The sequence below is a fragment of the Rhodobacter capsulatus SB 1003 genome, from assembly GCF_000021865.1.
Taxonomy (GTDB): domain Bacteria; phylum Pseudomonadota; class Alphaproteobacteria; order Rhodobacterales; family Rhodobacteraceae; genus Rhodobacter; species Rhodobacter capsulatus_B.
The window spans coordinates 1,447,648-1,473,479 of the sequence record NC_014034.1; the positions used below are offsets into that span (position 1 = coordinate 1,447,648).

The 25,832-nt window shown below is 68.2% G+C and carries 21 protein-coding genes and 2 pseudogenes; 15 read left to right on the forward strand and 8 right to left on the reverse strand.

Going from position 1 to position 25,832, the window contains the following annotated elements; all coding sequences use genetic code 11:
* Positions 1-116: 116 nt before the first annotated feature.
* Positions 117-341 (forward strand): annotated as a pseudogene (locus RCAP_RS20030) (type I-E CRISPR-associated protein Cas5/CasD); the annotation flags it as partial.
* Positions 342-370: 29 nt separating this feature from the next.
* A pseudogene (locus RCAP_RS18880) lies at positions 371-454 on the forward strand (type I-E CRISPR-associated endoribonuclease Cas2e); the annotation flags it as partial.
* On the opposite strand, the gene RCAP_RS19270 reads toward RCAP_RS18880, so the two are convergent.
* The gene (locus tag RCAP_RS19270; RefSeq protein ID WP_131618295.1) at positions 438-731 is read right to left on the reverse strand and encodes a hypothetical protein; all 294 of its coding nucleotides are present in this window, start codon (positions 729-731) and stop codon (positions 438-440) included. The pseudogene RCAP_RS18880 and the gene RCAP_RS19270 sit on opposite strands and share 17 nt — an antisense overlap.
* 242 nt (positions 732-973) lie before the next feature.
* Positions 974-1,882 carry a pirin family protein gene (locus tag RCAP_RS06655; RefSeq protein ID WP_013067072.1) on the reverse strand — a complete coding sequence of 303 codons (909 nt, stop codon included), beginning with the start codon at positions 1,880-1,882 and terminating at the stop codon, positions 974-976.
* Positions 1,883-2,032: 150 nt separating this feature from the next.
* Between RCAP_RS06655 and RCAP_RS06660 the strand changes: the two genes are divergently transcribed.
* A complete protein-coding gene (locus RCAP_RS06660; RefSeq protein ID WP_013067073.1) occupies positions 2,033-2,635 on the forward strand; it encodes a 3'-5' exonuclease in 603 nt (200 codons plus the stop codon).
* Between the two features lie 73 nt (positions 2,636-2,708).
* Positions 2,709-3,659: a pirin family protein gene (locus RCAP_RS06665; protein WP_013067074.1), complete on the forward strand. Its 951-nt coding sequence runs from the start codon at positions 2,709-2,711 to the stop codon at positions 3,657-3,659.
* Positions 3,660-3,797: 138 nt separating this feature from the next.
* Here RCAP_RS06665 and RCAP_RS06670 read toward each other — a convergent pair whose 3' ends face one another.
* A complete protein-coding gene (locus tag RCAP_RS06670; RefSeq protein ID WP_141516082.1) occupies positions 3,798-5,408 on the reverse strand; it encodes a hypothetical protein in 1,611 nt (536 codons plus the stop codon).
* A gap of 240 nt (positions 5,409-5,648) precedes the next feature.
* Between RCAP_RS06670 and RCAP_RS06675 the strand changes: the two genes are divergently transcribed.
* From RCAP_RS06675 to RCAP_RS06715, 9 genes are all read left to right on the forward strand, one after another.
* Positions 5,649-5,912: an STAS domain-containing protein gene (locus tag RCAP_RS06675; protein WP_131618297.1), complete on the forward strand. Its 264-nt coding sequence runs from the start codon at positions 5,649-5,651 to the stop codon at positions 5,910-5,912.
* A 2-nt stretch (positions 5,913-5,914) separates the two neighbouring features.
* A complete protein-coding gene (locus tag RCAP_RS06680) occupies positions 5,915-6,280 on the forward strand; it encodes a response regulator (RefSeq protein ID WP_013067077.1) in 366 nt (121 codons plus the stop codon).
* A 19-nt stretch (positions 6,281-6,299) separates the two neighbouring features.
* Positions 6,300-8,291 (forward strand): chemotaxis protein CheA, encoded by a 1,992-nt coding sequence (locus RCAP_RS06685; protein ID WP_013067078.1) that lies wholly within the window; start codon positions 6,300-6,302, stop codon positions 8,289-8,291.
* 11 nt (positions 8,292-8,302) lie between these two features.
* A complete protein-coding gene (locus RCAP_RS06690; RefSeq protein WP_013067079.1) occupies positions 8,303-8,785 on the forward strand; it encodes a chemotaxis protein CheW in 483 nt (160 codons plus the stop codon).
* A gap of 21 nt (positions 8,786-8,806) precedes the next feature.
* Positions 8,807-10,999 (forward strand): HAMP domain-containing methyl-accepting chemotaxis protein, encoded by a 2,193-nt coding sequence (locus RCAP_RS18395; RefSeq protein WP_013067080.1) that lies wholly within the window; start codon positions 8,807-8,809, stop codon positions 10,997-10,999.
* 107 nt (positions 11,000-11,106) lie between these two features.
* The gene (locus RCAP_RS06700) at positions 11,107-11,643 is read left to right on the forward strand and encodes a chemotaxis protein CheW (RefSeq protein ID WP_013067081.1); all 537 of its coding nucleotides are present in this window, start codon (positions 11,107-11,109) and stop codon (positions 11,641-11,643) included.
* 11 nt (positions 11,644-11,654) lie between these two features.
* Positions 11,655-12,545 (forward strand): CheR family methyltransferase, encoded by an 891-nt coding sequence (locus RCAP_RS06705; protein ID WP_013067082.1) that lies wholly within the window; start codon positions 11,655-11,657, stop codon positions 12,543-12,545.
* A 3-nt stretch (positions 12,546-12,548) separates the two neighbouring features.
* Positions 12,549-13,655, forward strand: coding sequence for a protein-glutamate methylesterase/protein-glutamine glutaminase (locus RCAP_RS06710; protein WP_013067083.1), 1,107 nt, complete (start codon positions 12,549-12,551; stop codon positions 13,653-13,655).
* A 155-nt stretch (positions 13,656-13,810) separates the two neighbouring features.
* The gene (locus RCAP_RS06715) at positions 13,811-14,416 is read left to right on the forward strand and encodes a FecR domain-containing protein (protein WP_013067084.1); all 606 of its coding nucleotides are present in this window, start codon (positions 13,811-13,813) and stop codon (positions 14,414-14,416) included.
* On the opposite strand, the gene RCAP_RS06720 is transcribed toward RCAP_RS06715, so the two are convergent.
* Entirely contained in the window at positions 14,406-16,157 is a 1,752-nt protein-coding gene (locus RCAP_RS06720; protein WP_013067085.1) for an adenylate/guanylate cyclase domain-containing protein, read from the reverse strand. The genes RCAP_RS06715 and RCAP_RS06720 overlap by 11 nt on opposite strands.
* Complete coding sequence (locus RCAP_RS06725) at positions 16,157-16,858, reverse strand: Crp/Fnr family transcriptional regulator (RefSeq protein ID WP_013067086.1); 702 nt, start codon at positions 16,856-16,858, stop codon at positions 16,157-16,159. The genes RCAP_RS06720 and RCAP_RS06725 overlap by 1 nt, the downstream gene beginning before the upstream one ends.
* Before the next feature lie 134 nt (positions 16,859-16,992).
* On the opposite strand from RCAP_RS06725, the gene RCAP_RS18400 reads away from it, so the two are divergent.
* Positions 16,993-18,816 carry a calcium-binding protein gene (locus RCAP_RS18400; protein ID WP_013067087.1) on the forward strand — a complete coding sequence of 608 codons (1,824 nt, stop codon included), beginning with the start codon at positions 16,993-16,995 and terminating at the stop codon, positions 18,814-18,816.
* A 55-nt stretch (positions 18,817-18,871) separates the two neighbouring features.
* On the opposite strand, the gene RCAP_RS06735 is transcribed toward RCAP_RS18400, so the two are convergent.
* The 3 genes from RCAP_RS06735 to RCAP_RS06745 all read right to left on the reverse strand — a co-directional run bounded on the left by RCAP_RS06735 (position 18,872) and on the right by RCAP_RS06745 (position 23,840).
* A complete protein-coding gene (locus tag RCAP_RS06735; RefSeq protein WP_013067088.1) occupies positions 18,872-20,431 on the reverse strand; it encodes a 2-isopropylmalate synthase in 1,560 nt (519 codons plus the stop codon).
* A 289-nt stretch (positions 20,432-20,720) separates the two neighbouring features.
* Positions 20,721-22,184, reverse strand: coding sequence for a sensor histidine kinase (locus RCAP_RS18405; RefSeq protein ID WP_148214846.1), 1,464 nt, complete (start codon positions 22,182-22,184; stop codon positions 20,721-20,723).
* A 183-nt stretch (positions 22,185-22,367) separates the two neighbouring features.
* Positions 22,368-23,840, reverse strand: coding sequence for a 2-isopropylmalate synthase (locus RCAP_RS06745; RefSeq protein ID WP_013067090.1), 1,473 nt, complete (start codon positions 23,838-23,840; stop codon positions 22,368-22,370).
* Between the two features lie 147 nt (positions 23,841-23,987).
* Here RCAP_RS06745 and RCAP_RS06750 point away from each other — a divergent pair, with 147 nt between their 5' ends.
* Complete coding sequence (locus RCAP_RS06750; protein WP_013067091.1) at positions 23,988-25,646, forward strand: NAD+ synthase; 1,659 nt, start codon at positions 23,988-23,990, stop codon at positions 25,644-25,646.
* Positions 25,647-25,832: the final 186 nt, after the last annotated feature.

The window sequence follows — 25,832 nt, forward strand, 5'->3', positions numbered from 1 at the left end:
CTGATCTGGGCGAATGTCCCCTGCGGTCAGCCCGGCCGGGCCGGGGATCTGCCGTGGATGCGCCCCAGCTTGGGCGAGATTGTCCGCTTTGTCACCGATGCGGTGCGGGGGGCGTGATGCAGCCCTTTCTCATCTTCGGCCTCTCGGCCAGCCTTGCCGCGATGGGCGAACTGGCGGGGCACGAACGGGGCGGCTCGCTGATCTGGCCCGGCCGGTCCGCCCTCCTCGGGCGTCCGGGCGCGGCGCTTGGCATCCGTCGCGACGGCGATTTTACTGCCCTTGATACGCTGGATGCTTCGGTGGCGATCTTTGACGCGGGGGCGGCGCTGCGCGATTATCACACCATCGAAAGCGTGATGATCAGGGCTACGACTTCCGGACCGCAGGTCGAAATCGCCGGAGGCCGGTGGATTTCGACGGGCTGAAGCTGGTGAGTTTCAAGCCGGACAGGTGAGGCCGATCCGAAGCGGAAAGCTGGAGAGAATTCGATGCGCTCTTTGACATTGCGAAAATCTTGCTGGATCAAGGATCTGCAGGAAGACTGTTCCCCGCCAATGCGGGGATGAACCGGTCGGCGCATCGATCATCGCGCAGACACGCAGCTGTTTGCCGACATGGCCACGGATCAAAGGGCGACGACACGTGATGTGATCCTTTTTGATGTGCCAACGGCGGCGATTGATCTGTTTTGAGGGATCAACGCCTGTGCAGAGGCGGGTTTTGATCTGCATAAACCAATCAGTTCCGCCAGATGATCTGTCAGGACAGATCGCATGTTTCCCGAGACCGGGGAAATCGCAGCCCGGTTCCGGGCGGCCCCGCGCGCAAGGGGGTTCGTCAGCGCGAGTTGTCCGCGCGGGCCGGGGGGCACGCGTGCATATGGAGGATGTCGCGCAGGTGATCGGCGACGAGGGCCGCGATGCGGCAGCCCCCGGGAGATGGGCGGCAGCACCGCGGCAGGCCGCAGGCCCCCTCAGCCGTGCTTGATGAAGGTGCCGTTGTTCAGCTCGCGCAGGGCCTGACGCAGTTCCTCCTGCGTGTTCATCACGATCGGCCCGTGCCAGGCGACGGGTTCCTGAATCGGGCGGCCGGTCATCAGCAGGAACCGGATCCCCGCGTCGCCCGCCTGAACGGTGATCTCGTCCCCCGCGCCGAACCGGACAAGGGTGCGGTTGCCGGTGCGGTTGCGCAGGGTCAGCTCCTGGCCGCGAAATTCCTTCTCGACCTGGATGCCCACCGGATCGGCTGCATCGCGAAACGTCCCCGATCCGGCAAAGACATAGGCCAGCGCATTGGCGCGGGTGTCGATGGGCAGCACCTTGCGCCGCCCCGGCGGAATGGACACATCGAGCAGCATCGGATTGGCCGCGATCCCGTCGACCGGGCCGGTCTTGCCCCAGAAAGACCCGATGATCACCTTGACGGTGGTGCCGTCGTCGTCGCCCTCGATCGGAATGTCGCCCGCCGCCACGTCCTGATAGCGCGGCGCGGTCATCTTCAGCGCGGCGGGCAGGTTCGCCCAAAGCTGAAAGCCGTGCATCTTTCCCTCGGCATTGCCGAAGGGCATTTCCTGATGCACGATGCCCGAGCCCGCCGTCATCCATTGCACGCCGCCCGCGCCAAGGAGCCCCCGGTTGCCCAGCGAATCCGCGTGTTCCACCTGGCCCTCAAGCACATAGGTGATCGTCTCGATGCCGCGGTGCGGATGCCAGGGAAAGCCCTTGGCATAAAACCGCGGATCGTCGTTGCGGAAATCGTCCATCATCAGGAAGGGGTCGGTCAGCGCCGGATCGCCAAAGCCGAAGACGCGTTGCAGATGCACGCCTGCGCCCTCGATGGCGGGCTGTGCGGTGCTGGTGGCAAGAACGGGTCTGAAGGTCATCGGCGGCTCCCTGGTTCGATGCGCCCAATCTGGCCCGGCGCCGGGAAATTGGAATGGGCGAAGATCCGGCATTCCCTGTGCGCAGATGCGCAGATATCACGGGGCTGTCGGGCAGACCTTCCGCACGGCGCATCGATCAAGGAGAAACGCGTGTCCCTTCCCGCAGGCCCGTTCCGCTTCATCGCGCTTGATGTCGAAACCGCCAATGCCGATGCTGCGAGCCTGTGCCAGATCGGGCTGGCCTGCGTCCGGCATGACGGCGCCATCGAGGTGTTCAGCACGCTGATCGACCCGCGCCAGCCCTTTGCGCCCTTCAATGTGGCGCTGCATGGCATCGGCCCGGCCAAGGTGCGCGGGGCGCCGAGCTTCCCCGAGGTGCTGGCCCGGATCGCGCCGTTGCTGGCGCCGCAGATCGTCATTCAGCACAGCCCCTTCGACCGCGGCGCGATCCATCGGGCCTGTCACGCCCATGATCTGCCCGAACCGGGCTGGCACTGGGCCGACAGCGTGCAGATCGCCCGCCGTGCCTGGCCCGAGTTTTCCGGCAATGGCGGGCACGGGCTTGCCCATCTCAAACAGGCGCTGGGGCTTGAGTTCACGCATCACGACGCGGGCGAGGATGCGAAGGCCGCCGCGATGGTGGTTCTGCGCGCCGAGGCGCAGACCGGGCTGCGGCTGGAGGAGCTGATCGCCCCCGCCCGCCGCGCCCGCCCCCGCCGGGTCGCCGCGGCTTTGGTGCGCCCCCGCACATGACCCGCGCGCGGCGCGGCGCAGACAGGGGCGAAACCCGCCCTATATCTCCCTCATCCCGCAACAGGAGGCACGGATGAGCTGGAACCCCACGCAAGCACATGACGCCCCCGGCCTTGGCCCCGTCGAGACCCTGATCATCCCGCGCGCCCGCGACATCGGCGGCTTCGAGGTCAAGCGCGCGCTGCCCGCCCCCAAGCGGCAGATGGTCGGTCCGTTCATCTTCTTCGATCAGGTCGGCCCGGCGGAATTCCTCACCGGCGGCGGTATCGACATTCGTCCCCATCCGCATATCGGCCTGGCCACCGTCACCTATCTTTACAAGGGCGCGTTCGAGCACCGCGACAGCACCGGCGCGCATCAGATCGTGCATCCGGGCGCGGTGAACTGGATGATCGCGGGGAGTGGCGTCACCCATTCCGAACGCACGAGCCGTGAGATGCGGGCCCGTCCCGGATCGCTTTTCGGCATCCAGACCTGGGTGGCGCTCCCCGAAGCCGAGGAGGACCGCGCCGCCAGTTTCGAGCATCACGGCAAGGCGGCGCTGCCCTTTCTGGAAGACGAGGGCAAAGAGGTGCGGCTGATCCTGGGCCAGGCCTGGGGGGCGCGGGCGCCGGTGAAGACCTTCTCCGAGACCTTCTATGCCGATGTCGTTCTGGCCCCGGGCGCGCAGTTGCCCCTGCCCGACGAGCACGAAGACCGCGGCGTTTATGTGGTCGAGGGATCGGTCACCGTGGCGGGGGACAGCTTCGAGGCCGGGCGGATGATGGTGTTTCGCCCCGGCGACCGGATCAGCCTGAGCGCCGGGCCGCAGGGCGCGCGGCTGATGGCCCTGGGCGGCGCGACGCTGAACGGGCCGCGCTATGTGTCGTGGAATTTCGTCGCCTCCTCGCGCGAGAAGATCGAGGCCGCGAAAGAGGCCTGGGTCAAGGGCGACTTCGAGCATGGCCGGTTCCGCCTGCCGCCCGGTGACGGCGCCGAATTCATCCCGCTGCCCGAGGCGCTGCAGCCGAAAGCCGCGCCCTGAGGCCGTGACCGCGCAGGGCATCGCGCGGAAATCGCCGCGCCGCTGGCCTTCGGCACATCGAGCGCATCGCCGCCTTGGGAAAGGTGTCAGGCCATTTCCAGCCCGCCCGCGGACCCCGCCCGGGATCGCGGCAAGCCGTCAGAACAGGATCGAATCCAACGTGTCCTGCGGCGCGGCAGCGGCAAGTTCGGCCGCGCCGAAACCCGCCGCCTCGAGCGGCAGCCCCATCACCTCGGCATGGATTTCGCGTTCGCGGTCCATCGTGTAGATCGGCGAAATCTCGTCCAGACAGGACAGATCCGGCGTCGCCCCAAGCCCCTCTTGCAGCAGCGCGCCCAAGGCCTCGATGCGCAGGATCGTCTGCACCAGGGCCGAGGTCATCTGCCGGCCCGAAACCGCCAGCCGCGCCAGCGCCGCGGTTTCCGTCCGCGTCTCGTCTTCCAGCCGCGACAGCAGCCCCTGACGCGTCCGCGCCTGCTCCAGCCCCGTCGCGATCTGCCCCAGATCGCCCTCAAGCCGGTTCATCCCGTCCTGCAGCGCCGAAAATTCCCCGGTGTCGAAGCTTTTGCGCAGCTGATCCAGCGTGCGCCCGGTATCGGCAAAGGTCTTGAGCGCCTGTTGCGCCGTCTCCTTCACCGACATCGCGATATAGGTCAGCTCCTTCTGCCCGACCTCGGCCCGGGCCGCTTCGAGATGCGAGTTCACTCCGGCCAGCCCGATCGTCTGGCCGATGCCCGCCAGATTGTCGAGCCGCTGATGCAGCAGGTCGATCTGCCCCTCGAACCCGGCCGAACGGGCGATGATCCCCTGCAGCATCGGCATCACCGTGCCCAGGGCCTCGTTCAGCTGGCCAAAGGCGCGGTCCTGCGCGGCCAGAAGCGGTTCCATCTCGGCGCGTTGCGCGGCAAGCTCGGCGACGAAGCTGTCGCCCAGCCCTTCGATGGTCTGGAAACTGTCGTCGAGCAGCGAGAGCACGTCGGCGGTGTCGCGTTCCAGCGCCTGCAGCTGCGCCGCGGCCAGCCGTTCAAAGGCCGCGCGCTCGGCCCCGGGGCCGCGCGCGGCGGCGCGGGCGAGGATGGTCTCGACATGTTCCAGCCGCTGCGCCGCCGAATCCGAAAACTGGAACGTGCCGACCAGACGGCCGATCACCTGTTCGATCCGGCCCGACAGCTCTTGCGCCTGCGCCGTGACCCGGTGCCGCCGCCCGGTCATCTGTGCCTGTCCGGCGACGATCGGCGCCAGGATCTCGGTCAGGCGGCGGGCGGCCGGGTCGAGGTGATCGGCGCCCTCGCGCGCGACGGCAAGGATGGCCTCGAAGGACTGGTCAAAGGCGTCCAGACCGCCTTGCGCCTGGGCCAGTTCGGTTTCGATCTGCGCCGAGACCCCCCGCAGGGCGCCGACGAAGGCGCTGAGCTGACCCGAGCGGCTGCGCGAGATCTGGATCGAGGTGATCGTGGCAAGGAACTGAAAGAAGATACGAATCCGCGTCAGCCCGTTCAGCAGCTTGCGGGTGTCGCGCAGCAGCGTGCGGCTGGTGCCATTGGTCATGCTGGCCGACCAGTGCCGCATCGCCTTGGCCAGATCGCCCGCCAGTTCCGGAATATGGGTGACGCCTGCGACCGGCTCCTGCTGCGCGGCGATCAGCGCGCCGGTGCGATCGTTCACCGTCAGCAGATGCCCGCGCACGTCGACCAGAACCGAAGACAGCGCGTCAAGCGACGCGATCATGTCGCGACGCACGGACTGCACGGAAGATAGCCTGTCCATTCCTGCCTGATCCTGCCTGACCCCGGGGTGGCGGCGATGTGCCGCGTCTGCAGGGCACTCTGGGCGAGGGGGATTAAGAAAATCTCTAGGCGCGCGACGAGATGCGAAGAATTGTCGGCACCCTTTGCCGCAAGGGATTTCGGCCCGTGGCGATTAACGGGGCGGAAACGGATCGGGCGTATCAGTGGCGCTTGAGACATGATGACGCGGAAAGAGGCTGACGTGACAGACGACACAGTGCTGACCCTTGCGATCCCGGCCGATCTGACCATGGCCGACGCCGAAGCGTGCCGCCAGCGCCTTCTTGGCCTTCTTGCCGAGGGGGAGGGGGCGGTTCTGGTGCGATTTGAGGGCGAGGAACGCCTCGGCGTGGTGGCGATGCAACTGGCGCTGGCCGCCGTGGCCGCCGCCGATGCCGCGGGGCGGTCTGCACGGGTCGATGACGCCAGCCGCGATGCGCTCGAACAACTTGGATGGGAAGGCTGAGGATGGCGAAAACGGTACTGACGATCGATGACAGCAAGGCGATCCGCGACATGGTCTCCTTCACCCTCTCCGGGGTGGGCTACCGCGTGGTGGAGGCCGAAAACGGACTGGAGGGGCTGGCCAAGCTGAAAAGCGAGCCGGTGTCGCTGGTCGTGGTCGACCTCAACATGCCGGTGATGAACGGTTTCGAGTTCATTCGCAAGGCCCGGCAGGAGCCGAAGGGGTCGGGCGTGCCGATCCTGATGCTGACGACCGAGACGAAGCCCGAGGCGAAGGCCGAGGGCAAGGCGCTTGGCGCCACAGGCTGGCTGAACAAGCCTTTCGATGCCGCCATGCTGGTTGCCGTCGCGCGCAAGCTGGCCGGTTGACGGACAGAAGGGACATCCGATGAACCCCGCCGCCCAGAGTTACATTCACGAAGCCCGGGATCTGCTGACGCAGCTCGAGCAGATGCTGCTCGATCTCGAGACCGAGGCCTCGCCCGAGGCGATCGACTCGGTCTTTCGGGCCCTGCACACGCTCAAGGGCGGGGGGTCGATGTTCGGCTTTCCGGCCCTGTCCGCCTTCGTGCACCATTTCGAAGACGCTTTCGACCGCGTGCGCGAGGGCAAGATCGGCATTTCCAAGCCGCTGCTCGATGCGGCGCTGGAAGGCCGCGATCATGTGATCGCCCTGCTCGATGCCGGGGGCGACGAGGCCGCGACGGCAGAGCTGGTCGGCTCGGATCAGGCGCGGCGGATTCTGGCCGCGCTGGAAGGCGCCGTGGCCGGGGCCCCGCCCGCGGTGGTGCGCCTTGCCCGCTGGGAAGTGTCGTTCCGCCCCTCGAAAGGCGCTTTGCGCTGCGGCATGCGCCCGGATCTTTTGCTGGGGGAACTGCGTGACCTTGGCGCCTGCCGGGTCCGCTGCGATGTCTCCGACCTGCCGGCGCTGGAAAATCTGGATCCGACGCAATCGCATCTGGGCTGGGTGGTCGAGCTGACGACGGCGCAGCCGCGTGCGGCGATCGAGTCGGTCTTCGTCTTTGCCGATGATGCCGATCCGCGCATCGTCGCCCTGGATCAGGAAGAGACCGCCGCCCCGGCCGCGCCGGTGGCGCAGCCCGCGGCCGAGACCCCCGCCGCCGCGGCCCCGACGCCTGCCGCCCCGACGTCGGCTCCGGCAGCGGCCCCGGCCCCGGCCCGTTCCGCACCGCGCGCCCAGACGATGGCGGGGCAGGACACCGTGCGCGTGCCCTCGGCCAAGCTCGATTCGATCCTCGACCAGCTCGGCGAGCTGGTGATCGCCCAGGCCCGGCTGAACCAGACCGCGGCGCGGCTGGGCGATTCGACGCTCGAAGGTCTGGTCGAAGAGGTGCATCGGCTGGTCACCGGCCTGCGTGACACCACGCTCTCGGTGCGGATGCTGCCGATCGAGACAGTTTTCGGCAAGTTCCGCCGCGTGGTCCGCGATCTGTCGACCGAACTGGGCAAGGATGTGGTGCTGGTCACCGACGGCGGCGAGACCGAGATCGACAAGAACGTGCTCGACCGGCTCAGCGAGCCTTTGGTGCACATGATCCGCAACTCGGCCGATCACGGCATCGAATCGGCGGCCGATCGTCTGGCAGCGGGCAAACCGGCGCAGGGCCGGGTGCGGCTGGCCGCGTCGCAGGATGCGGGCGAGATCGTCATCGTGATCGAGGACGACGGCCGCGGACTGGATCACGAAAAGATCCGGCTGAAGGCGATCGAACGCGGTCTGCTGGCCGCCGATGCCCGCCCGAGCGACTCGGCGCTGGCGCAGATGATCTTCGCGCCCGGCTTTTCCACCGCCGACAAGGTCTCGTCGGTCTCTGGCCGCGGCGTCGGCATGGATGCCGTCCTGTCGGCCATCACCGGGCTGCGCGGCACCGTCGAGGTGACCTCGCGCAAGGGCGAGGGCACGCGGCTGACGCTGCGCCTGCCGCTCAGCCTGGCGATCATCGACGGGCTGCTGGTGCGGCTGGGCCCCGATGTCTTCGTGCTGCCGCTGATCGCGGTCGAGGAATGCGTCGAATTCGACGTCACCGAACTGACGCGCAACAGCGGCCGGCGCATGCTGCGGATCCGCGAGCATCTGGTGCCCTTCGTCGATCTGGCCGATGCGCTGGAAGGCACGGTCGAAAACGACGGCCGCCGCCGCGTGGTGATCGTGCGCGCCGAGGGCGAACGGATGGGGCTCGTGGTCGATGACATCCTTGGCCAGCACCAGACGGTGATCAAGCCGATGAGCGCCTATCACGCCGATCTTGATGATTTCGCCGGGGCGACGATCCTCGCCGATGGCACGGTGGCGCTGATCCTGGATGTGGCGATGCTGCTGCGGCGTCTGGGCGGCATCAACATCGGCCTTGCGGCCTGAGGAGACCCCGGATGACACATTCTTCCGCCGCGACCGTCCTTGCCGAGGACGAGACCAACTCCATCGCCCTGATCATCCGCGTCTGCGGCGAGGCGCTGGCGATCCCGGTCACCCATGTGCACGAGGTCATCGACCCGATCCCGCGCACCCGGGTGCCCCGCGCCTCGGCCTTCGCGCCCTGGCTGATCAACGTGCGCGGCGCCGTGGTGCCGCTGGTCGATGTCCGGCAACGGCTGCGGATGCCGGTGCATGCCACCAACGAAGGCCGGGTGGTGGTGCTCGACATCACCCTTGGCGCCGAGTCCTTCCGCCTCGCCATGCTGGCCGACGAGGTCCAGGAAGTCGTCGACATCGATCCCTCCGCGATCGAATCGCTGCCGGAAAACGGCTCTCCCTGGCCTTCCAACTATGTCACCGGCGCGCTTCGGCGCGGCGACGACCTCATTCTCCTTCTCGATCCCGAAAACCTCTTCCGTCCCGAACAGGCGGCTTGAACCGAACAAAGTGAGACGACCATGAAGCTGACGATCAAGATCAAGCTGATGGCCACCTTCGGGTTGGTCCTCATCATGCTGACAGCCATTTCCTGGATAGGGCTGTCCTCTCTGAAATCCTCGAACGCCGATGCGAACCGGATGGCCAATGTGCAGGCGCGCATCCAGACGCTTTCGGTGATGCTGAAGGACAGCTACGCGAATTCCGACATCAAGACGCTGCAGCATATCTCCACGGATACCGATGCCGCCATGCAGGCGCTGGAAGACGGCATCGCCGCGGATCGGGCCGAGCGGACGAAGATCGTCGAGGAGATGCGCGCGCTTGACGAAGGGACCCTCGGGCAGGAGCTGACTGCGCTTGATGCGCAGGTGAAACTGGTGGCCGAGACCCGCAACGAACTGCTGGACCTCTCGCGTCAGGCGACGGTGTCGAAGGCCAAGGCGCTTTTCATGGGGCCGTCCTACGATGATCTGACGAAAATGGATGGGGCGATCGACACCTTGCAGGAGGTCGTGGCCCGGGCGCCGGTGCTGCCGGTTCCCGCCGATGTGGCGAAAATGCAGGTCATGGAAGTCGAGCGCGCGATCATGGAAGTCGCGACGATGAATGCGCTTGCGATCATGGACAGCAGCGACGAGGGCACGGCCGCGAAGCTGGGCCAGGTCGAGAAGCTGCGCGCCGAACTGTCGGCCGACATGGACGAGCTGGACACGATGCTGGGCGCGCGTTTCCCGGCCGAGGTGGATGCGATCAAGGCCGTCGTCGCGGATTACCTCTCGATCAATGATGATCTCGAGAAGCTGACCCTCGCCAATTCCGAAGGCAAGGCCGCCGTCATCATGCAGGGCAGGATGAAGGACCAGCTTGCGCAGCTCTATGCGCAGCTCGACAAGGTCTCGCAGGTTGCCAGTGCCGCGATGATGGCGTCGCAAGAGCAGCTGAACGCCAGCTACAACAATAGCAAGACCCTGATCCTGACGATTTCGGGCATTGCGGTTCTGGGCTCGCTGATTGCCGCGACGCTGATCCTGATCGGCATCACCCGGGGCATGAACCGTGCTGTCAGCGTCGCCCGCAAGGTCGCCGAAGGGGATCTGAAGGTCGATACCCGCGTCACCTCGAAGGACGAGATCGGCGAGCTGATGCAGGCGCTGGGCGAGATGACCGTGGCGCTCGACGGCATGGCCAATGTGGCCGAATCGATCTCGCGCGGGGATCTGACGGTGTCGATCAAGCGTCGCTCGGAGGCCGACACGCTTGGCATCGCGCTCGAAGCGATGATCGGCAAGCTGCAGGAAATCGTGATCGACATGCATGTGTCGTCGCAAAGCGTCTCGGCCGGGGCCCATGCGATGAGCGCGACCGCCGAGGATCTGTCCTCGGGCTCGACCGAACAGGCGGCGGCGGCGGAACAGGCCAGCTCGGCGATGGAAGAGATGACGGCGAACATTCGTCAATCGGCCGACAATGCCGCGCAGACCGAAAAGATCGCCACCCAGGCTTCGAGCCGCGCGATCGACACCGGCAAGGCGGTGGACGAGGCGGTCGGCGCGATGAAGACGATCGCCGACAAGATCACCATCATCCAGGAAATCGCCCGTCAGACCGATCTTCTGGCGCTGAACGCGGCGGTGGAAGCGGCGCGGGCGGGTCAGCATGGCCGCGGCTTCGCGGTGGTGGCCTCGGAGGTGCGCAAGCTGGCCGAACGCAGCCAGCAGGCGGCGCGCGAGATCAACGAATTGTCGAGCCGCTCGGTCGAGGTCAGCCGCAATGCCGGCGACATGCTGGGCGAGCTGGTCCCGGCGATCCAGCGCACCGCCGATCTGGTGCAGGAGATCTCGGCCGCGATGCGCGAGCAGAACACCGGCGCCGACCAGATCAACCTGGCGATCCGTCAGCTCGACACGGTGATCCAGCGCAACGCCTCGGCCTCGACCGAAGCCGCTTCGGTCTCCGAGGAGCTGGCGAGCCAGTCCGAGCAGCTGCATGACGTGATCGGCTTCTTCAAGGTGCAGGGCGAGCCCGGCCGGTCCGACCGCGCCGAACGCGCCAAGGATGCCGCCTGGGCGCGCACCGCGCGGCAGGAGGCCCCGGCCGCGGCCCCGGCCAGCCGTCGCAAGACGCGCGTGGCGGCGGGCACCCGCAACGGCGGCTTCGCCCTTGATCTGTCGGAAGACGACGTGGACGATTCCGACTTCGAGAAGATCTGACACCGGGGCTTTGCCCGATGCGCTGTCCGGCCCCCGCAAGGGCCGGGCAGGCTTCCTCCGGGCGGCCGGACCGCCGGGAATTTTTCAGAAACGAAAGGGACCTCCGGATGACTGCCGCCCCGCTTCTCAAGGAATCGTCGCAGTTTGGCCACCCGGTCGAAGCCGAAGTGGTCGAACCGCGGCGGGCTTACGTGACCTTCGACATCGGCAACCAGATCCTGGCGGCCGATGTGGCGGATGTCCGCGAGATCCTCGACCATCAGGTGATTGCCCCGCTGCCCAATGCCACGGCGGCGCTGCTGGGCATGATCGACCTGCGCGGCGAAGGCATCGCGGTGATGGACATCGCGCTGTCGCTCGGCCTGTCGCGGCAGGTCGATGACCGCAACGGCCGGATCATCGTCCTCGACCTGCAGACCGACCGCGAGGCGGCGATCGCCATCGTCGTCGACCGGGTGCGCACCGTGGTCGAGGTCGACGAGGCCGAGGTCGATCCGGTGCCCTCGGTGCCGGGGGGCTGGAACGCCGGGGCGATGTTCGGGCTGACCCGGGTCGAGGGGGAGCTTGTCTACATGATCGACCTGCGCGCGGCGCTTGGCCAGTCGGACTCGGCGGCCTTGCCCGGGCCGTTCGACTTCGATTGAGGGAGACGGCCTTGCGCGGACCCTCTGTGGCCTATGCCGACATGCTGACACAACCCGCGGTGCCGATGAGCACCGCGGCGGCGCGGGAACTCGTGACGATCCTGAAGGCGGAAGCCGGGATCCGGATCGATCCGTCGAACACGCAGTTCATCTCCTATCGGCTGGACCGGCGGGTGACGGCGCTCGGGCTGGACGATTACGATCAGTATCTTCTGCATCTGCAAAGCCCCGAGGGGCCCGCCGAAATCCAGCGGCTGGTGGAAAGCCTGGCGACCCACACCACCAGTTTCTTCCGCGAAAAGGCGCATTTCGACTGGCTCGACACGGTCGGCCTGCCGAAGCTGATCGAGGCCGGTGCCGGACGCGCGCATCCGCTTGTGGTCTGGAGCGCGGCCTGTTCTTCGGGGCTTGAACTCTGGTCGGCGGGGATCGTGCTGGACCGCTACAGCCACAAGGTGCAGGGCGGGCTGCGCTGGGGGCTGGTCGGCACCGACATTTCCGCCGCCATCCTGCGCAAGGCGCGGCTGGGCATCTATTCCTCGTCGGAACTCTCGGGGCTGTCGTTCGACCTGCGCTCGGACTATCTTCTGCGCTCGAAACCCGGGGCGCGGATCTCGCCGAAGCAGCGCGTCTACCGGATCGCTCCGGCGCTGCGCAACCGCGCGCATTTCAGCTCCGCCAACCTGCTCGGCAAACTCGAGGGGCAGGTGCCGCTTGCCGATGTGGTCTTCCTGCGCAACGTGCTGATCTATTTCACCGCCGAGGACCGGATCCGGGCGATCCGCAACGTCATGCAATGCTTGCGGCCGGGCGGTTACCTGCTGCTGGGCCATTCCGACAATCTGCGCAGCCTGCCCGAGGGGTTGACCCCCGCGGGCACGGCGGTTTTCCGAAAGGACTAGGTGATGACCGTGATGCCCGATCCGCATTCCACCCGCCGCCCGCCGGGCGACCGCCCGGTCCGGGTCTTCATCGTCGATGACAGCGCGGTGGTGCGGCAAGCCCTGACCGACATCATCGGCTCCGATCCGCGGCTCGAGGTGATGGCGACCGCCTCCGATCCCTTTGCCGCGGCCGAACGGCTGAAATCCATGGTGCCCGATGTCATCATCCTGGATGTCGAGATGCCGCGGATGGACGGGCTGACCTTCCTGCGCAAGCTGATGGCGCAGCATCCGCTGCCGGTGGTGATCTGCTCCTCGCTCGTCTCCGACCGGTCCGAGACCTATCTGGCCGCGATGTCGGCGGGGGCGGTCGACGTGATCGCCAAGCCCGAGATCGGGGTGAAGCAGTATATTTCCGAAAGCGCGCAGCGGATTCGCGACGTTCTGGTGCAGGCGGCTTCGGCCAAGGTGCAGCCGATGCGCGAACGGCCGGTGCAGCCCAAGCTCAGCGCCGATGCGATGCTGGCGCCGCCGCGCGAAAGCGGCGCGATGCTGCGCACGACCGAAAAGATCGTGGCGATCGGTGCCTCGACCGGCGGCACCGAGGCTTTGCGCGAATTGCTGCAGGCGATGCCGTCCGACTGCCCGCCGATCGTGATCGTGCAGCACATGCCGGAACTCTTCACCGGGGCTTTCGCCAAGCGCCTTGACGGGCTTTGCGCGATCACGGTGAGCGAAGCGAAACCGGGCGACCGGCTCTTGCGCGGCCATGCGCTGATCGCACCGGGCAACAAGCACACGCTTCTGGCCCGCAGCGGCGCGCAATATCATGTCGAGGTCCGCGACGGCCCGCTGGTGTCGCGCCACCGCCCCTCGGTCGATGTGCTGTTCCGCTCGGTCGCGCGGTTTGCCGGGCGCAATGCGGTGGGCGTGATCATGACCGGCATGGGCGACGACGGCGCCCGCGGCTTGCGCGAGATGCGCGACACCGGCGCCACCACGCTGGGCCAGGACGAGGAAAGCTGCGTCGTCTACGGCATGCCGAAAGAGGCGATGGCGCGCGGCGCCGTGGGCCAGGAAATGTCGCTTGGCCAGCTGCCCGCGGCGATCCTGCGCGCCTCTCGTTGATCCGGGGCGCTGATCCGGGGCCGCGCCGGACTTGATCCGGGGCGGTTTCGCGTCATACTCGGGCGGGGGACTTCGGAACATCCGGAAAAGGGGCGGCACCGCGGTGCAAGCGCGGTACCGGCCGGGGGCCCCGGGACATTCCGAACGGGGGTCACATGACCATCAGCCGACGTCTTCTGCTGTCCTTGCCTGCGGCGCTTGCGCTGGCGCCCCGCGCTGCGCTGGCGCAGGCCGCGATCGGCACCACCCGGGCGCTGACCGGGCGGGCCAGCCTGACCCGGGCCGGCACAAGCGCCGATCTGCATCAAAGCGATCCGCTGATGGAGGGGGACGAGATCGCGACCATGGCCGCCTCGACCGCGGCGCTGGAGCTGTTCACCGCGACGCGGATCACCCTTGGCCCCGAAACCCGCTTCACCCTTGATCGCTTCACCGCCGATCTGGGCGGGGTGGTCAGCATCGGCGGCGCGATGGTTTTCGACCGGCCCGAGGATCTGCCGAAACTCGATCTGACGGTGCAGGGCGCCTTTGCCCGCATCGGCGTGCGCGGCACGCGGTTCTTCTGCGGCCCGTCGAAAGGGGTTTACGGCATCTTCGTCGCACGCGGCCGCGTCGAGGTGGCGGCGGGGGGCGAGACCCGGCGTCTGGGACCGGGCGAGGGCGTCGACATCGCCCGCCCGGGGGCCGCGCCGGGCGCCGTCGCGCCGTGGAAAGCGCCGCGGATCGCCGCCGCCTTCGCCCTGGTCGGGCTCAGGCCCTGAGCGTGTAAAGGGCAAGCCGGCCGAAGCTGCGCAGCTCGGTCTCGCCCAGCGGCACAAGCCCCGGCACCCGCGCGCCCAGCGTCGGGCCGATGCAGATCCTTGTGCCCAGCGACTTGTTCGCCTCTTGCAGCCGCGCGGCGAGGTTCACCGCCACCCCATGCGCCGTGTAATCGATGCGGGTGCCGAAGCCGACATCGCCCAAGACCGCGGGGCCGCATTCGACACCAATCCGGGTCTTGCCGAAGCCGTTGTTTTCGCGGGCGAATACCTCTGTCGCGGCCAGAATCTCGGCGGCGCAGGCCAGCGCCGCCGCCTCGTGGCCGGGCTGATCCAGCGGGGCGTTGAACAGCGCATGCAGGCTGTCGCCGACAAGCTTGTCGATCATCCCGCCATGGCGCAGCACGATGGCGCAGGTGAGCGCGAAATAGGCGTCAAGCCGCGCCACCATCTCGACCGCGCCCATCGCCGAGGTGGCGGCGGAAAAGCCTTCGATATCAGTGAAAAGCGCCGTGACCTCGCGGGTTTCGCCGTCAAGCCGCATCAGCCGCGGTTGCGCGGCCAGTCGGCTGACAAGCGCGGGGGGCAGCAGTTGCCCCATGCGGTCGCGCAGCACCCGCTCGGCCCGGGCAAGGGCTGCGGCGCGGCCCAAAAGCGCGGTGAGCAGGATCAGCGCCAGCGCGGCGACGGGCAGGACCGGGTCGAGCAGCAGCCCGCCGCGGCCGAAAAACACCGCCGCCCCGGCCCAGAGCGCAGCCAAAGTCGCGGCCAGCGCCGCCGCGCGGGCGGGGCGCAGGCGCAGCAGCACGAGCAGCGTCAGAAGCCCCGCAAGGGTGACGAAACCGCCTTCCAGCGCCGGGGCCCAGCCCGGGCGATGCGGCAGCTGCCCCGACCGCAGCCCCGCCACCGCATCGGCAAGGATCTGCACCGAGGGCATCACCGGGCTGGTCGCGCTGGGGCGCAGCCCGCCGCGCTCGGGCAGGCTCGATCCGATCAGCACCACGGCGTCTTCGGGCGGCAGTTCCTGCCCGGCCAGCACGGCGGCGGCGGGCAGGGTGCGGGCGGGCCAGTCCGCGGGGGCAGAGGCGGCAAAGCGCAGGCTGCCCGCCTCCAGCGCAAAGGTCCGGGCGCCAAGCCGCAGCCCGGCGGGGCCGATCAGCGGCAGCACGCCCTCGGCCCTTGCGGCGATGGCGACGGCAAGACCGGGCAGGGCCCGGCGCCCCACCTCTGCCGCGACCGGGACATGGCGCACGGTGGCATCCGCCCCGCCCATCAGCGCCATCACCGCCCAGTCGTGACCGGCAAGTTGCGGGCAGGGCGTCTCGGCCCCCGGCGCCTGCCAAAGCGGCAGCGGCCCGGTCAGGCCCAGCCGGGCGGGCGGCCGGGCCGGGCCGGGGGTGTCGGAAAGCAAAAGCCCCAGCACCGCGGGCTGACCCTGCAGCGCCGTGGCCAGATCGCGGGCGGGGGCGCCGTCGCAATCCCCCGCGATCAGCATGTCGAGGCCGATCACCCGCGGCTTCGCCTGCGCCAGCCGCGCCACAAGCCGCGCCGTCGCCGCCCGGGTCCAGACCGCCCCGGTCTCGTCCCGGGCGCCGATGTCGATCACCACGATGCCGCGGCTTGCGGCCGGGCGGGGCAGGGGGGCGAAGATCCGCTCCTGCAGGCCCCGCACCGGCGCGGGCGGCCGCGCCAGCAACAGGCCAAGCGCGCCCGTCACCGCAAGGACCGCGCCGCGCCAGGCCATCACGCCTCCGGCTCGGCGGCGGCCGAAAGCGCCACCGGATCAAGCGTCCAGGCCCCGTCCTGACGCAAGATCGCCCCCGCCGCCTCCAGCGCCTGCAGCGCCCGGTTGACCTTGGGACGGCTCGCGCCCAGCACCGCCGCCAGCTCCCCTTGCGAGATTTCCAGCCGCAAGACCGCCGTCGGCGGCAGATCGGGACCGTTCAGCTGCCGCAGGCTGAACAGCAAAAACCGCGCCAGCCGGGCTTCCAGCTGATAAAGCGCGATGCCCTCCAGCTGCTCGGTCGTCTCGCGCAGGCGGCGGCAGAAATACCGCGCGACCGACAGCCCCAGCGCCGGATGCGCCCCGGCCAGTGCGGTGAACCGCGCCCGGTCGAGCACGAAGCCCGTCGTCGGTTGCACCGCCGTCGCATCGGCCGAGCGCGGCTCGCCATCGACCAGCGCGAATTCGCCCAAGGTGTCGCCCGCCTCGGCATGGCGCAGGATCAGCTCGCGCCCGGCCGGGGCCAGCAGCGTCAGCTTCACCCGCCCCGCCGCCAGCGCCACCATCCAGTCGCCCGGATCGCCGCGCTGAAACAGCACCTCGCCCGGCTGCCACCGCTGTTGCCGCGCCCCCGCGGCCAGCGCCGCCAGCGCCGCCGCATCCAGCCCCTGAAACAGCGCGAAAGAGCGCCAGAACGCCGGTTTGCCCGCCAGATCCCGCATCTCAGGCCCCTTTCCCACCCGCCCATGCTGGCCGGGCCGGGGCCGTCTGGCAAGCCTGTTCCCTGCGGAACAGCGCCGTCGCCCGCAACCGGGCAAGGTGAGCCCACGCAACCCCCAACCGAAAGGTTCCTTCCATGTCGGACATCATCGGCACCAACGGCGCCAACAGCCTTGACGACGCCTTCTCCTTCGGCCTTCCCGGCTTTCGCAACGACCGCGTCGCGGCGCTGGGCGGCAATGACACGATCACCATCACCGACGGCAACGACACCGTCTTCGGCGGCACCGGCCATGACCGCATCGTCGATGCGGCGCTGGCGGGCTTCGTCTCGGGCGATGACCAGATCTTCGGCGAGGCGGGCAATGACACGATCGTGGCGGGCGCGGGCCGCGACACGATCAACGGCGGCGCCGACAGCGACACCGTCGATTACAGCCGCTCGGAGGCGGCGATCACGGTCAACCTGGGGTCCGGCGCGGCGCAATCGGGCGGCCTGGCCGCGGGCGACCGGCTGATCAGCATCGAGAACGTGACCGCCAGCGGCTTCGGCGACCAGCTGATCGGCTCGGGCGTGGCCAACCGCCTTTTGGGCCTTGGCGGCAACGACCGGATCTCCGGCCTTGGCGGCAACGACCTGATCGATGGCGGCAGCGGCAATGACACGATCCTGGGCGGCACCGAGAATGACGGTCTGACCGGGGGCAGCGGCAATGACCGGCTGTTTGGCGAGAGCGGCGCCGACACGCTGTCGGGCGGTGACGGGACCGACGCGCTCTCGGGTGGCACCGGCAACGACCAGCTGGCGGGCGGCACCGGCAACGATCAGCTTGCGGGCGGCGAAAATGACGACCTTCTGTCCGGCGATGCGGGCAATGACGCGCTGTCGGGCGGGGCGGGCAATGACACGGTGGACGGCGGCAGCGGCAATGATGTCGTGCAGCTTGAAAGCCGCACGGAGGCCGACCGTCTGGAGGGCGGCGCCGGGATCGACACGCTCAGCTTCGCCAGCCTGCCCGCGGTCTTTCTGCCGCCCGGCGTCTTCAACGGCATCGATCTGGTCAGCGGGCGCAGCTTTGCCACCAGCTATCACGGCTTTGAAAATGTCCTCGGCTCCTCGGGCGCGGATGCGATTTCGGGCGATGCGCTGTCCAACCGGCTGGAGGGCGGCGCGGGCGGCGACCGGATCGACGGGCGCGCGGGCGCCGATGTGCTGGTCGGCGGCAGCGGCGCGGATACGCTGGCGGGCAGCGCCGGAGCGGACACGCTTTTTGGCGGCTCCGAGGGGGATCGGCTGTCGGGCGGCACCGAGGCGGACCGGCTGGAGGGCGAGGCCGGGGCCGACCGGGTCAGTGGCGATGCGGGCCATGACAGCGTTTTTGGCGGGCTCGACAATGACACGCTGTCGGGCGGGACCGGGAATGATCTGCTCTCCGGCGGGTCCGGGGCGGATCTGGCGCGGGGCGATGCGGGCGATGACCGGGTCTTCGGCGACGGCGGGGCGGATGCGCTCTTCGGCGATGCGGGGGCGGATCAGCTTTCGGGCGGCACCGACAACGACCGGCTCGACGGCGGCAGCGAGAATGACCTGCTGCGCGGCGAGGACGGCGCCGATGTGCTGATCGGCGGCACCGGGGCGGATACGATGGAGGGCGGCGCGGGGGCGGACACCTTCGTCTTTCTGACCACGGCCGATTCGCTCAATTCGGTGGGCGGCAGCGATCACATCACCCGTTTCGAGCTGGGCCAGGACCGGATCGACCTGTCGGCGCTGGCGCCCGGGGCAGAGTTCCATCTGGCGCTGGTGGCCGATGGCGCCGGGGCGGTGGTGACGAATGTGGTCAATGGCGCGACGGTGGTCAGCGTCTTCACCGACGCCGATGCCGCCCCCGATCTGGTGTTCCAGATCGACGCGCTGGTCGGCACCGGCGGGCTGACCGAGGCCGACTTCCTGTTCTGAACCCGCAAGAAAACGCCCCCGGTCCGCAAGGCCGGGGGCGTTCGTGCTGGACGGATTACAGCTTGTAGCTGATCGATTTCACATCGGCATCGGGCGCGGTCTTCTGGCTGCGCACGCGCAGACGGTTCAGTGCGCCGACATAGGCCTTGACTGAGGCGAGGATCGTGTCGGTATCGGCGGCCGAGCCGGTGACGATGCGGCCATCCTCGGCCAGACGCACGGACACCGTGGCCTGCGCATCCGTCCCTTCGGTCACGGCATGGACCTGATAGATCTTCAGCTCGGCCGTGGTCGGATAAATCGCCTGCACCGCCTTGAAACAGGCGTCGACCGGGCCGTCGCCCGCACATTTCGCCGTCTTTTCAACGCCATCGACGAGCATCTTCAGTTCCGCTTCCTGCCCGTCGCTGCCGCAGATCACCCGCAGCCATTTCACCTGCAGGAAGTCGTGATCAGTGTTCGCGGTGCTGTCGGTCAGAAGCGCGATCAGGTCGTCGTCATAGACTTCCTTCTTGCGGTCGGCCAAGGCCTTGAAGCGCACGAAGACGTCGTTGAGCTGGTTGTCGGCGAGTTCAAACCCCAGATCGCGCATCTTGGTGCGCAAGGCGGCGCGGCCCGAATGCTTGCCCATCGCGATGTTGGTCTCGGTCAGGCCGATGTCGGCGGGGCGCATGATTTCAAAGGTTTCGACGTTTTTCAGCACGCCGTCCTGATGGATGCCCGATTCGTGCAGGAAGGCGTTCTTGCCGACGACCGCCTTGTTGAACTGCACCGGGAAGCCCGAGACCTGCGCGACGCGGCGGCTCAGATGCATGATCTTCGTCGTGTCGATGCCGGTGGTGAAGGGCATCAGATCCTTGCGGACCTTGATCGCCATCACGACTTCTTCCAGCGCAGTGTTGCCCGCGCGCTCGCCCAGGCCGTTGATCGTGCATTCGATCTGCCGCGCCCCGGCCGAAACCGCGGCGAGCGCATTCGCCGTCGCCATGCCAAGGTCATTGTGGCAATGCGTGGCGAAGATCACCTCGTCGGCGCCCGGCACCTTTTCGAGCAGCATCGCGATGATGTCCGAGCTCTCCGAGGGCAGGGTGTAGCCCACGGTGTCGGGAATGTTGATCGTGGTGGCGCCCGCCTTGATCGCGCATTCGACGACGCGGCACAGGTAATCGCGCTCGGTGCGGATCGCATCCATCGCCGACCATTGCACGTCTTCGCAGAGATTGCGCGCATGGGTCACGGTGTCGTGGATGCGTTCGAGCATTTCCTCGGTGCCGAGGTTGGTGATGCCGCGGTGCAGCGGCGAGGTGCCGATGAAGGTGTGGATGCGCGGCCGGGCGGCGTGTTTCACCGCCTCCCAGCAGCGGTCGATGTCCTTGTAATTGGCGCGCGAAAGCCCGGCGATGACGGAATTTTTCGAGGCCTTGGCGATCGCGGACACGGCTTCGAAATCGCCTTCCGAGGCGATCGGGAAACCGGCTTCGATGATGTCGACGCCCATTTCGTCGAGCAGCATGGCGATTTCGAGCTTTTCGTCATGGGTCATGGTGGCGCCGGGCGATTGTTCGCCGTCGCGCAGCGTGGTGTCAAAAATCAGAACGCGGGATTTGTCGGTCATGGTCTGGGCCTGAGAATGTGCGATGTCGGTGTCTTAGCCTTGCGGTCTCCCGAATGCCAGCGTCTCGCCTGGGGTTCGGGGGGTGGGCGCTGATACATCTGAGCGGTCGCGCCCGGGGGCACGCTCAGAGCAGGCTCAGAAGAAGGAGGCCGCGCACGGACGAAAGGGGGGCGAAAGCCCCGCGCTTGCCGATGAAACTGATCGAGTTCCGTGCCATGGCGGGACTATGGCGGGGCGGCGGGAAAATGAAAAGCCCGAAAATGCGCGGTCCGGAAAATGGCGGCGCGGCTCAGGCCTGCGAGATCCGCAGCCCGGGCGCGGGGCCGCGCCCGCCCGGCTGCGCCCGGCCCTGCGGCTGCGGCGTCTCGGGCGGCGGGATGTCGTCGCCAGTGTCGGGGGCAGTGTCGGGGGCAGTGTCGGGCCGGGTTTCCTCGGCGGGGGCGATCGGCAGCAGAAGATGCATCGCCGTGCCCTCGGACGAGCTGTCGATGGTCAGAAGCCCGCCCGATTGCCGGGCGAATCCGTCCACCATGCTCAGCCCCAGCCCCGAGCCCTGACCCACCGCCTTGGTGGTGAAAAAGGGTTCGGTGACGCGGCGAATGATTTCGGGCGGGATGCCGCAGCCGGTATCGGCCACCGTCACCTCGGCGTAATCGCCCGCGGTCAGGATGGTGCCATCGGGCTGCACGTCGTCGGTGAACAGATGCACCGGCCGCGCCGAGACCGTCAGCGTGCCGCCGCCCGGCATCGCATCGCGGGCGTTGACGACCAGATTGACCAGCGCGGTGATGAACTGGTTTTCATCCAGCGCCACCCAGAGCGGCGCCTGCGGCGCCTCGAAACTCTGGGTGATCGAGGCGGGCAGAAGCCGCCGCGTCAGCAGTTGCAGCTGTTCGAGCAGCGCGCCGACATCGCGCCGCGCGATCCGCATCTGCGTGCGCCGGGCATAGGCGAGCAGCTGCTTGACCAGTTCCGCCGCGCGCAGGGCCGCCGTCTTCGCCTCGGTCACCGCATTGAGCCGCTCGGCCTCGGTGTCCATGGCGTCGTAAAGATCGAGATTGCCGATCACTGCGGTCAGGATGTTGTTGAAATCATGGGCAACCCCGCCCGCAAGCTGGCCGATCGCCTCCATCTTCTGGGCCTGGACCGAGCGCAGCGCGGCCCGTTCCGCCTCGATCCGGATGCGCCGATGCGCCAGCAGCGTCAGCGAGAAATAGACATGCAGCCCCGCCGCCGCCAGGACCGTGCCCAGAATCGCGCCGGGATGGTCAAGCTGCTGGATGGTGCGGAACACCACCCAGCCGATGGCCGCGCCGATCACCGCGATCTCGCCCAGCATGATCGCCAGCACCCGGTCCGAGCGATAGATCAGGAAGACGAGCATCGCCCCCATCCCCGCCGCGCCGCCGATGCGCAAGGCCGGGTCCGCGGTGGTGATCATCTCGGCGGGCAGCCAGATGAAGGCGGCGACCAGATACCAGAACACCGCCCCCGCAATCAGCACATCGCGGCGCGAGCAGATCTCGCCACGGCTGCGCAGGAACAGGAAATGCACGATGTGCCCGAGGACCTGCGCCGCGATCCACCAGACCGCCATCAGGCTGTCGAGGTAGAAATGCAGCACCACGCCCACGGAAAGGATCAGGCCGAAACGGAAGGCCGCATCAAGACGCCGGCCGTATTCGAGATCGAACAGGCGGTCGATTTCTTTGCGGCTGTCGAGGCCATCAATGTCGGACTGCTGACTTGCCAACACACCCACCTGCCCGATCGCTGCGGGCCGTTCCGCGCGGACTGCCCACACCGGCCGAATCCCGCCTGTGTCAGCAATACCCCGGTTTCCCCTACCGATTTCTTACCATTCTACCGTATTCGCGGCATAGTTGCCAATAACGGCAGTGCGGGCATGAAAAATCGCGGCAGGATTGCGGGGGCCTCAGTCGGGGCTGCCGGGCGGCTGGGCTTGCGGTTGCGGCGGCGGGGATGGCGGCGGCGGCGGTGGGGGCAGCGGCTCGGCCGGTTCGGCCAGACGGTCCTCGGCCCAGGTGCCGCCCGCGACCTTGCCCGAGGCATAGCGCATCACCCCCTTGCCCTGACGGCGGCCATGGACAAAGTTACCCTCGTAGACATCGCCATTGGCATAGATGGCCTTGCCCGGGCCGTCGATCTCGCCGTCGCGCCACATGCCGTCATAGGTGAAGCCGTCGGGCCGGATCAGCTTGCCAAGACCCGAGCGCTGCCCGGCCTCGAAGCCGCCCTCGTAGATCGTGCCGTCGGGATGAAGGGCGCGGCCGTGCCCCTGCCTTGTGCCGTCGGCCCAGTCGCCGTCATAGACATAGCCGTCCGGATAGGTCATCCGGCCCTTGCCATGCTGCCGGGCCTCCAGGAATTCGCCTTCATAAACAAGGCCGTTCGCATAGCGGGCAAGGCCCCGGCCGGCGATGTTGCCCGCGACCCAGCCGCCTTCGTAGCTGGCGCCGTCGGGATAGGTGATCCGGCCCTGGCCCTCGGGCATGTCGTTGCGGAACGCCCCCTCGTAGACCGAGCCGTCGGGGAATTGCGCCCGGCCGGTGCCCTCGATCCGGCCCTCGACCCAGCCGCCGGTATAATCATAGCCGTCGGCGCCGCGGAAATGGCCCTGACCCTGCGGCTTGTCGGCCAGAAACTCGCCCTCGTAAAGATCGCCGTTGGCATAGGTCACCCGGCCCTTGCCCTGCCGCTTGCCCGCCACCATCGCGCCCTCGTAGCGGTCGCCATTGGGCTGGAGCAGCACGCCCCGACCCTCCATCCGGCCGCCCTTCCAGTCGCCCTCATAGGTGACGCCGGTCTTCAGGATCAGCTTGCCGCGGCCCGCGCGCTGGCCGCCCGCCATCTCGCCTTCGTAGCGGGCGCCGTCCGGGTAGGTGATCTTGCCGCGGCCCTGTTTCACGCCCTGCACCCAGTCGCCCTCGTAGCGGTAGCCGTCCGGGCCGGTCAGCACGCCCGTGCCGTCATGCAGCGCATTGGCGAACCGGCCCTCGTAGCGGGTGCCGTTGGCATAAAGCGCGACGCCGGTGCCGGTGATTTCGCCCGCGACCCAGTCGCCCTCGTAGGTGCCGCCGTCGGGATAGGTGATCTTGCCGCGGCCATCGGGCTTGCCGCGGGTGAAATGGCCCTCGTAGATCGAGCCGTCGGGAAACCGTGCCCGGCCGTGACCGGCGATTTCGCCCGCCTGCCAGTCGCCTTCGTATTCATAGCCCGAGGGCAGGCGGTATTTGCCATGGCCGTCCTGCTTGCCGTCCTTGAACGTGCCCTCGTAGATGCCGCCGTCCTGATATTGCTTGGTCAGCACCTCCTCGGCCGGTGCCGCCGCCGCGGCGACAACCAGCGCCGCCGCCAGCATCAGCCCCCGCTTGCCCGCTTGCCCCATGCTTTTCCCCTGACTGATGGCCGATCGGCGCAAACCTAATGGCGTGCCAAAAGCGTGACAAGCGCCCGGCGGCCGCGGATTTCGCGCCCGGGTGCTTTTCCCCGCCCGCCCTTGGCGTTACATCAGGGGCAACAGACAGGATCCAGCATGACCGATCGTTTCCGCATCACCCTTGCGCAACTGAACCCGACGGTGGGGGCGCTGGCCGCCAATGCCGAGAAGGCGATGGCGGCCTGGCAGGCGGGCCGCGCCGCGGGGGCCGATCTGGTGGCGCTGCCCGAGATGTTCCTGACCGGCTATCAGACCCAGGATCTGGTGCTGAAACCGGCCTTCCTGCGCGATGCGATGGCGGCGATGGCGGCTTTGGCGGCGCAGGTGGTGGATGGCCCCGCGCTGGGCATCGGCGGGCCTTATGTCGATGAAACAGGAAGTTACAACGCCTGGTGGGTGCTCAAGGACGGCCGGGTGATCGCCCGCGCGCTGAAGCATCACCTGCCGCATGACGATGTTTTCGACGAGATGCGGCTTTTCGATCAAGGGCCTGTCAGCGACCCCTTGCGGCTTGGCCCGGTGGCGCTGGGCGTGCCGGTCTGCGAGGATGCCTGGCATCCGGATGTGGCAGGGGCCCTGGCGGCGGCGGGGGCCGAGGTGCTGATGGTGCCCAATGGCTCGCCCTATCGGCGCGGCAAGCTGGATCTGCGCCGCCAGGTGACCGGGGCGCGGGTGGCGGAAACCGGGCTGCCGCTTTTGTATCTGAACATGGTCGGCGGGCAGGATGACCAGCTGTTTGACGGCGCCAGTTTCGTTTTGAACCCGGATGGATCGGTGGCCGTGCAGCTGCCCGCCTTCGAGGAAGCGGTGGTGCATGTCGATCTGGAACGCGGGGCGGCAGACTGGCGGGCGGTGCCGGCCGACATCGTCGCGCCGCCCGGCGACATCGAGCAGGATTACCGCGCCATGGTGCTGGGGCTGCAGGATTATCTGCGCAAATCCGGGTTTTCCAGGGTGGTTCTGGGGCTCTCGGGCGGGATCGATTCCGCGCTGGTGGCGGTGATTGCCGCCGATGCGCTGGGGGCCGGGAATGTGCATTGCGTCATGCTGCCCTCGCGCTACACCTCGCAGGGCTCGCTTGACGATGCCGCCGATCTGGCGCGGCGGCTGGGGGCGCGGCTTGACACGGTCGAGATCGAGGGGCCGCGGGCGGCGGTCGAAGGCGCGCTGGCCCATGTGCTGGCGGGCACCGCGCCCGACGTGACCGAGGAGAACATCCAGTCGCGGCTGCGCGGCGTGATCCTGATGGCGATTTCGAACAAGTTCGGCGCGATGCTTTTGACCACCGGCAACAAATCCGAGGTGGCGGTGGGCTACTGCACCATCTACGGCGACATGGCGGGGGGCTACAACCCGCTGAAAGATCTGTATAAAACCCGCGTCTTCGAGACCTGCCGCTGGCGCAACGCGACGCATCGGCCCTGGATGCAGGCGCCCGCGGGCGAGATCATTCCGGTCGCGATCATCGACAAGCCGCCGAGCGCCGAGCTGCGCGAGAACCAGACGGATCAGGACAGCCTGCCGCCCTACGAGGTTCTGGATGCGATTTTGGAGCGGCTGGTCGAGGGCGATCAGTCGGTTGATCAGATCGTCGCGGCCGGGTTTGACCGCGCGACGGTGAAGCGGATCGAGCATCTGCTTTACATCTCGGAATGGAAGCGCTTCCAGTCCGCGCCCGGGCCGCGGCTGACGACTCGGGCCTTCTGGCTGGATCGGCGCTATCCGATGGTGAACCGCTGGCGGGATCAGAGCTGAGGTTGCCCCGATCGCTGGATCGGGCGGAACAGGAAACGCATCGCGTTTCCCCGCCCGTCGCGCAACCGCCCGGCACGACCGTTTCCCCAAGCGCAGCAGAGGCCAGCGCCCGCCGAGGGCGGGGCGGGCGCTGGCCGAGGGCCTTTGGGCCCCCGGCGGTCACGGGGCAAATGTCGCGCATGACCT

Bases quoted from the DNA above. Each gene is read 5' to 3' on its own strand.
- RCAP_RS19270 (WP_131618295.1), bottom strand. From the start codon at position 731: ATGCAGATCAAAACCCGCCTCTGCACAGGCGTTGATCCCTCAAAACAG.
- RCAP_RS06655 (WP_013067072.1), bottom strand. From the start codon at position 1,882: ATGACCTTCAGACCCGTTCTTGCCACCAGCACCGCACAGCCCGCCATC.
- RCAP_RS06665 (WP_013067074.1), top strand. From the start codon at position 2,709: ATGAGCTGGAACCCCACGCAAGCACATGACGCCCCCGGCCTTGGCCCC.
- RCAP_RS06680 (WP_013067077.1), top strand. From the start codon at position 5,915: ATGGCGAAAACGGTACTGACGATCGATGACAGCAAGGCGATCCGCGAC.
- RCAP_RS06685 (WP_013067078.1), top strand. From the start codon at position 6,300: ATGAACCCCGCCGCCCAGAGTTACATTCACGAAGCCCGGGATCTGCTG.
- RCAP_RS06690 (WP_013067079.1), top strand. From the start codon at position 8,303: ATGACACATTCTTCCGCCGCGACCGTCCTTGCCGAGGACGAGACCAAC.
- RCAP_RS18395 (WP_013067080.1), top strand. From the start codon at position 8,807: ATGAAGCTGACGATCAAGATCAAGCTGATGGCCACCTTCGGGTTGGTC.
- RCAP_RS06700 (WP_013067081.1), top strand. From the start codon at position 11,107: ATGACTGCCGCCCCGCTTCTCAAGGAATCGTCGCAGTTTGGCCACCCG.
- RCAP_RS06710 (WP_013067083.1), top strand. From the start codon at position 12,549: ATGACCGTGATGCCCGATCCGCATTCCACCCGCCGCCCGCCGGGCGAC.
- RCAP_RS06715 (WP_013067084.1), top strand. From the start codon at position 13,811: ATGACCATCAGCCGACGTCTTCTGCTGTCCTTGCCTGCGGCGCTTGCG.
- RCAP_RS06720 (WP_013067085.1), bottom strand. From the start codon at position 16,157: ATGGCCTGGCGCGGCGCGGTCCTTGCGGTGACGGGCGCGCTTGGCCTG.
- RCAP_RS06725 (WP_013067086.1), bottom strand. From the start codon at position 16,858: ATGCGGGATCTGGCGGGCAAACCGGCGTTCTGGCGCTCTTTCGCGCTG.
- RCAP_RS18400 (WP_013067087.1), top strand. From the start codon at position 16,993: ATGTCGGACATCATCGGCACCAACGGCGCCAACAGCCTTGACGACGCC.
- RCAP_RS06735 (WP_013067088.1), bottom strand. From the start codon at position 20,431: ATGACCGACAAATCCCGCGTTCTGATTTTTGACACCACGCTGCGCGAC.
- RCAP_RS06745 (WP_013067090.1), bottom strand. From the start codon at position 23,840: ATGGGGCAAGCGGGCAAGCGGGGGCTGATGCTGGCGGCGGCGCTGGTT.
- RCAP_RS06750 (WP_013067091.1), top strand. From the start codon at position 23,988: ATGACCGATCGTTTCCGCATCACCCTTGCGCAACTGAACCCGACGGTG.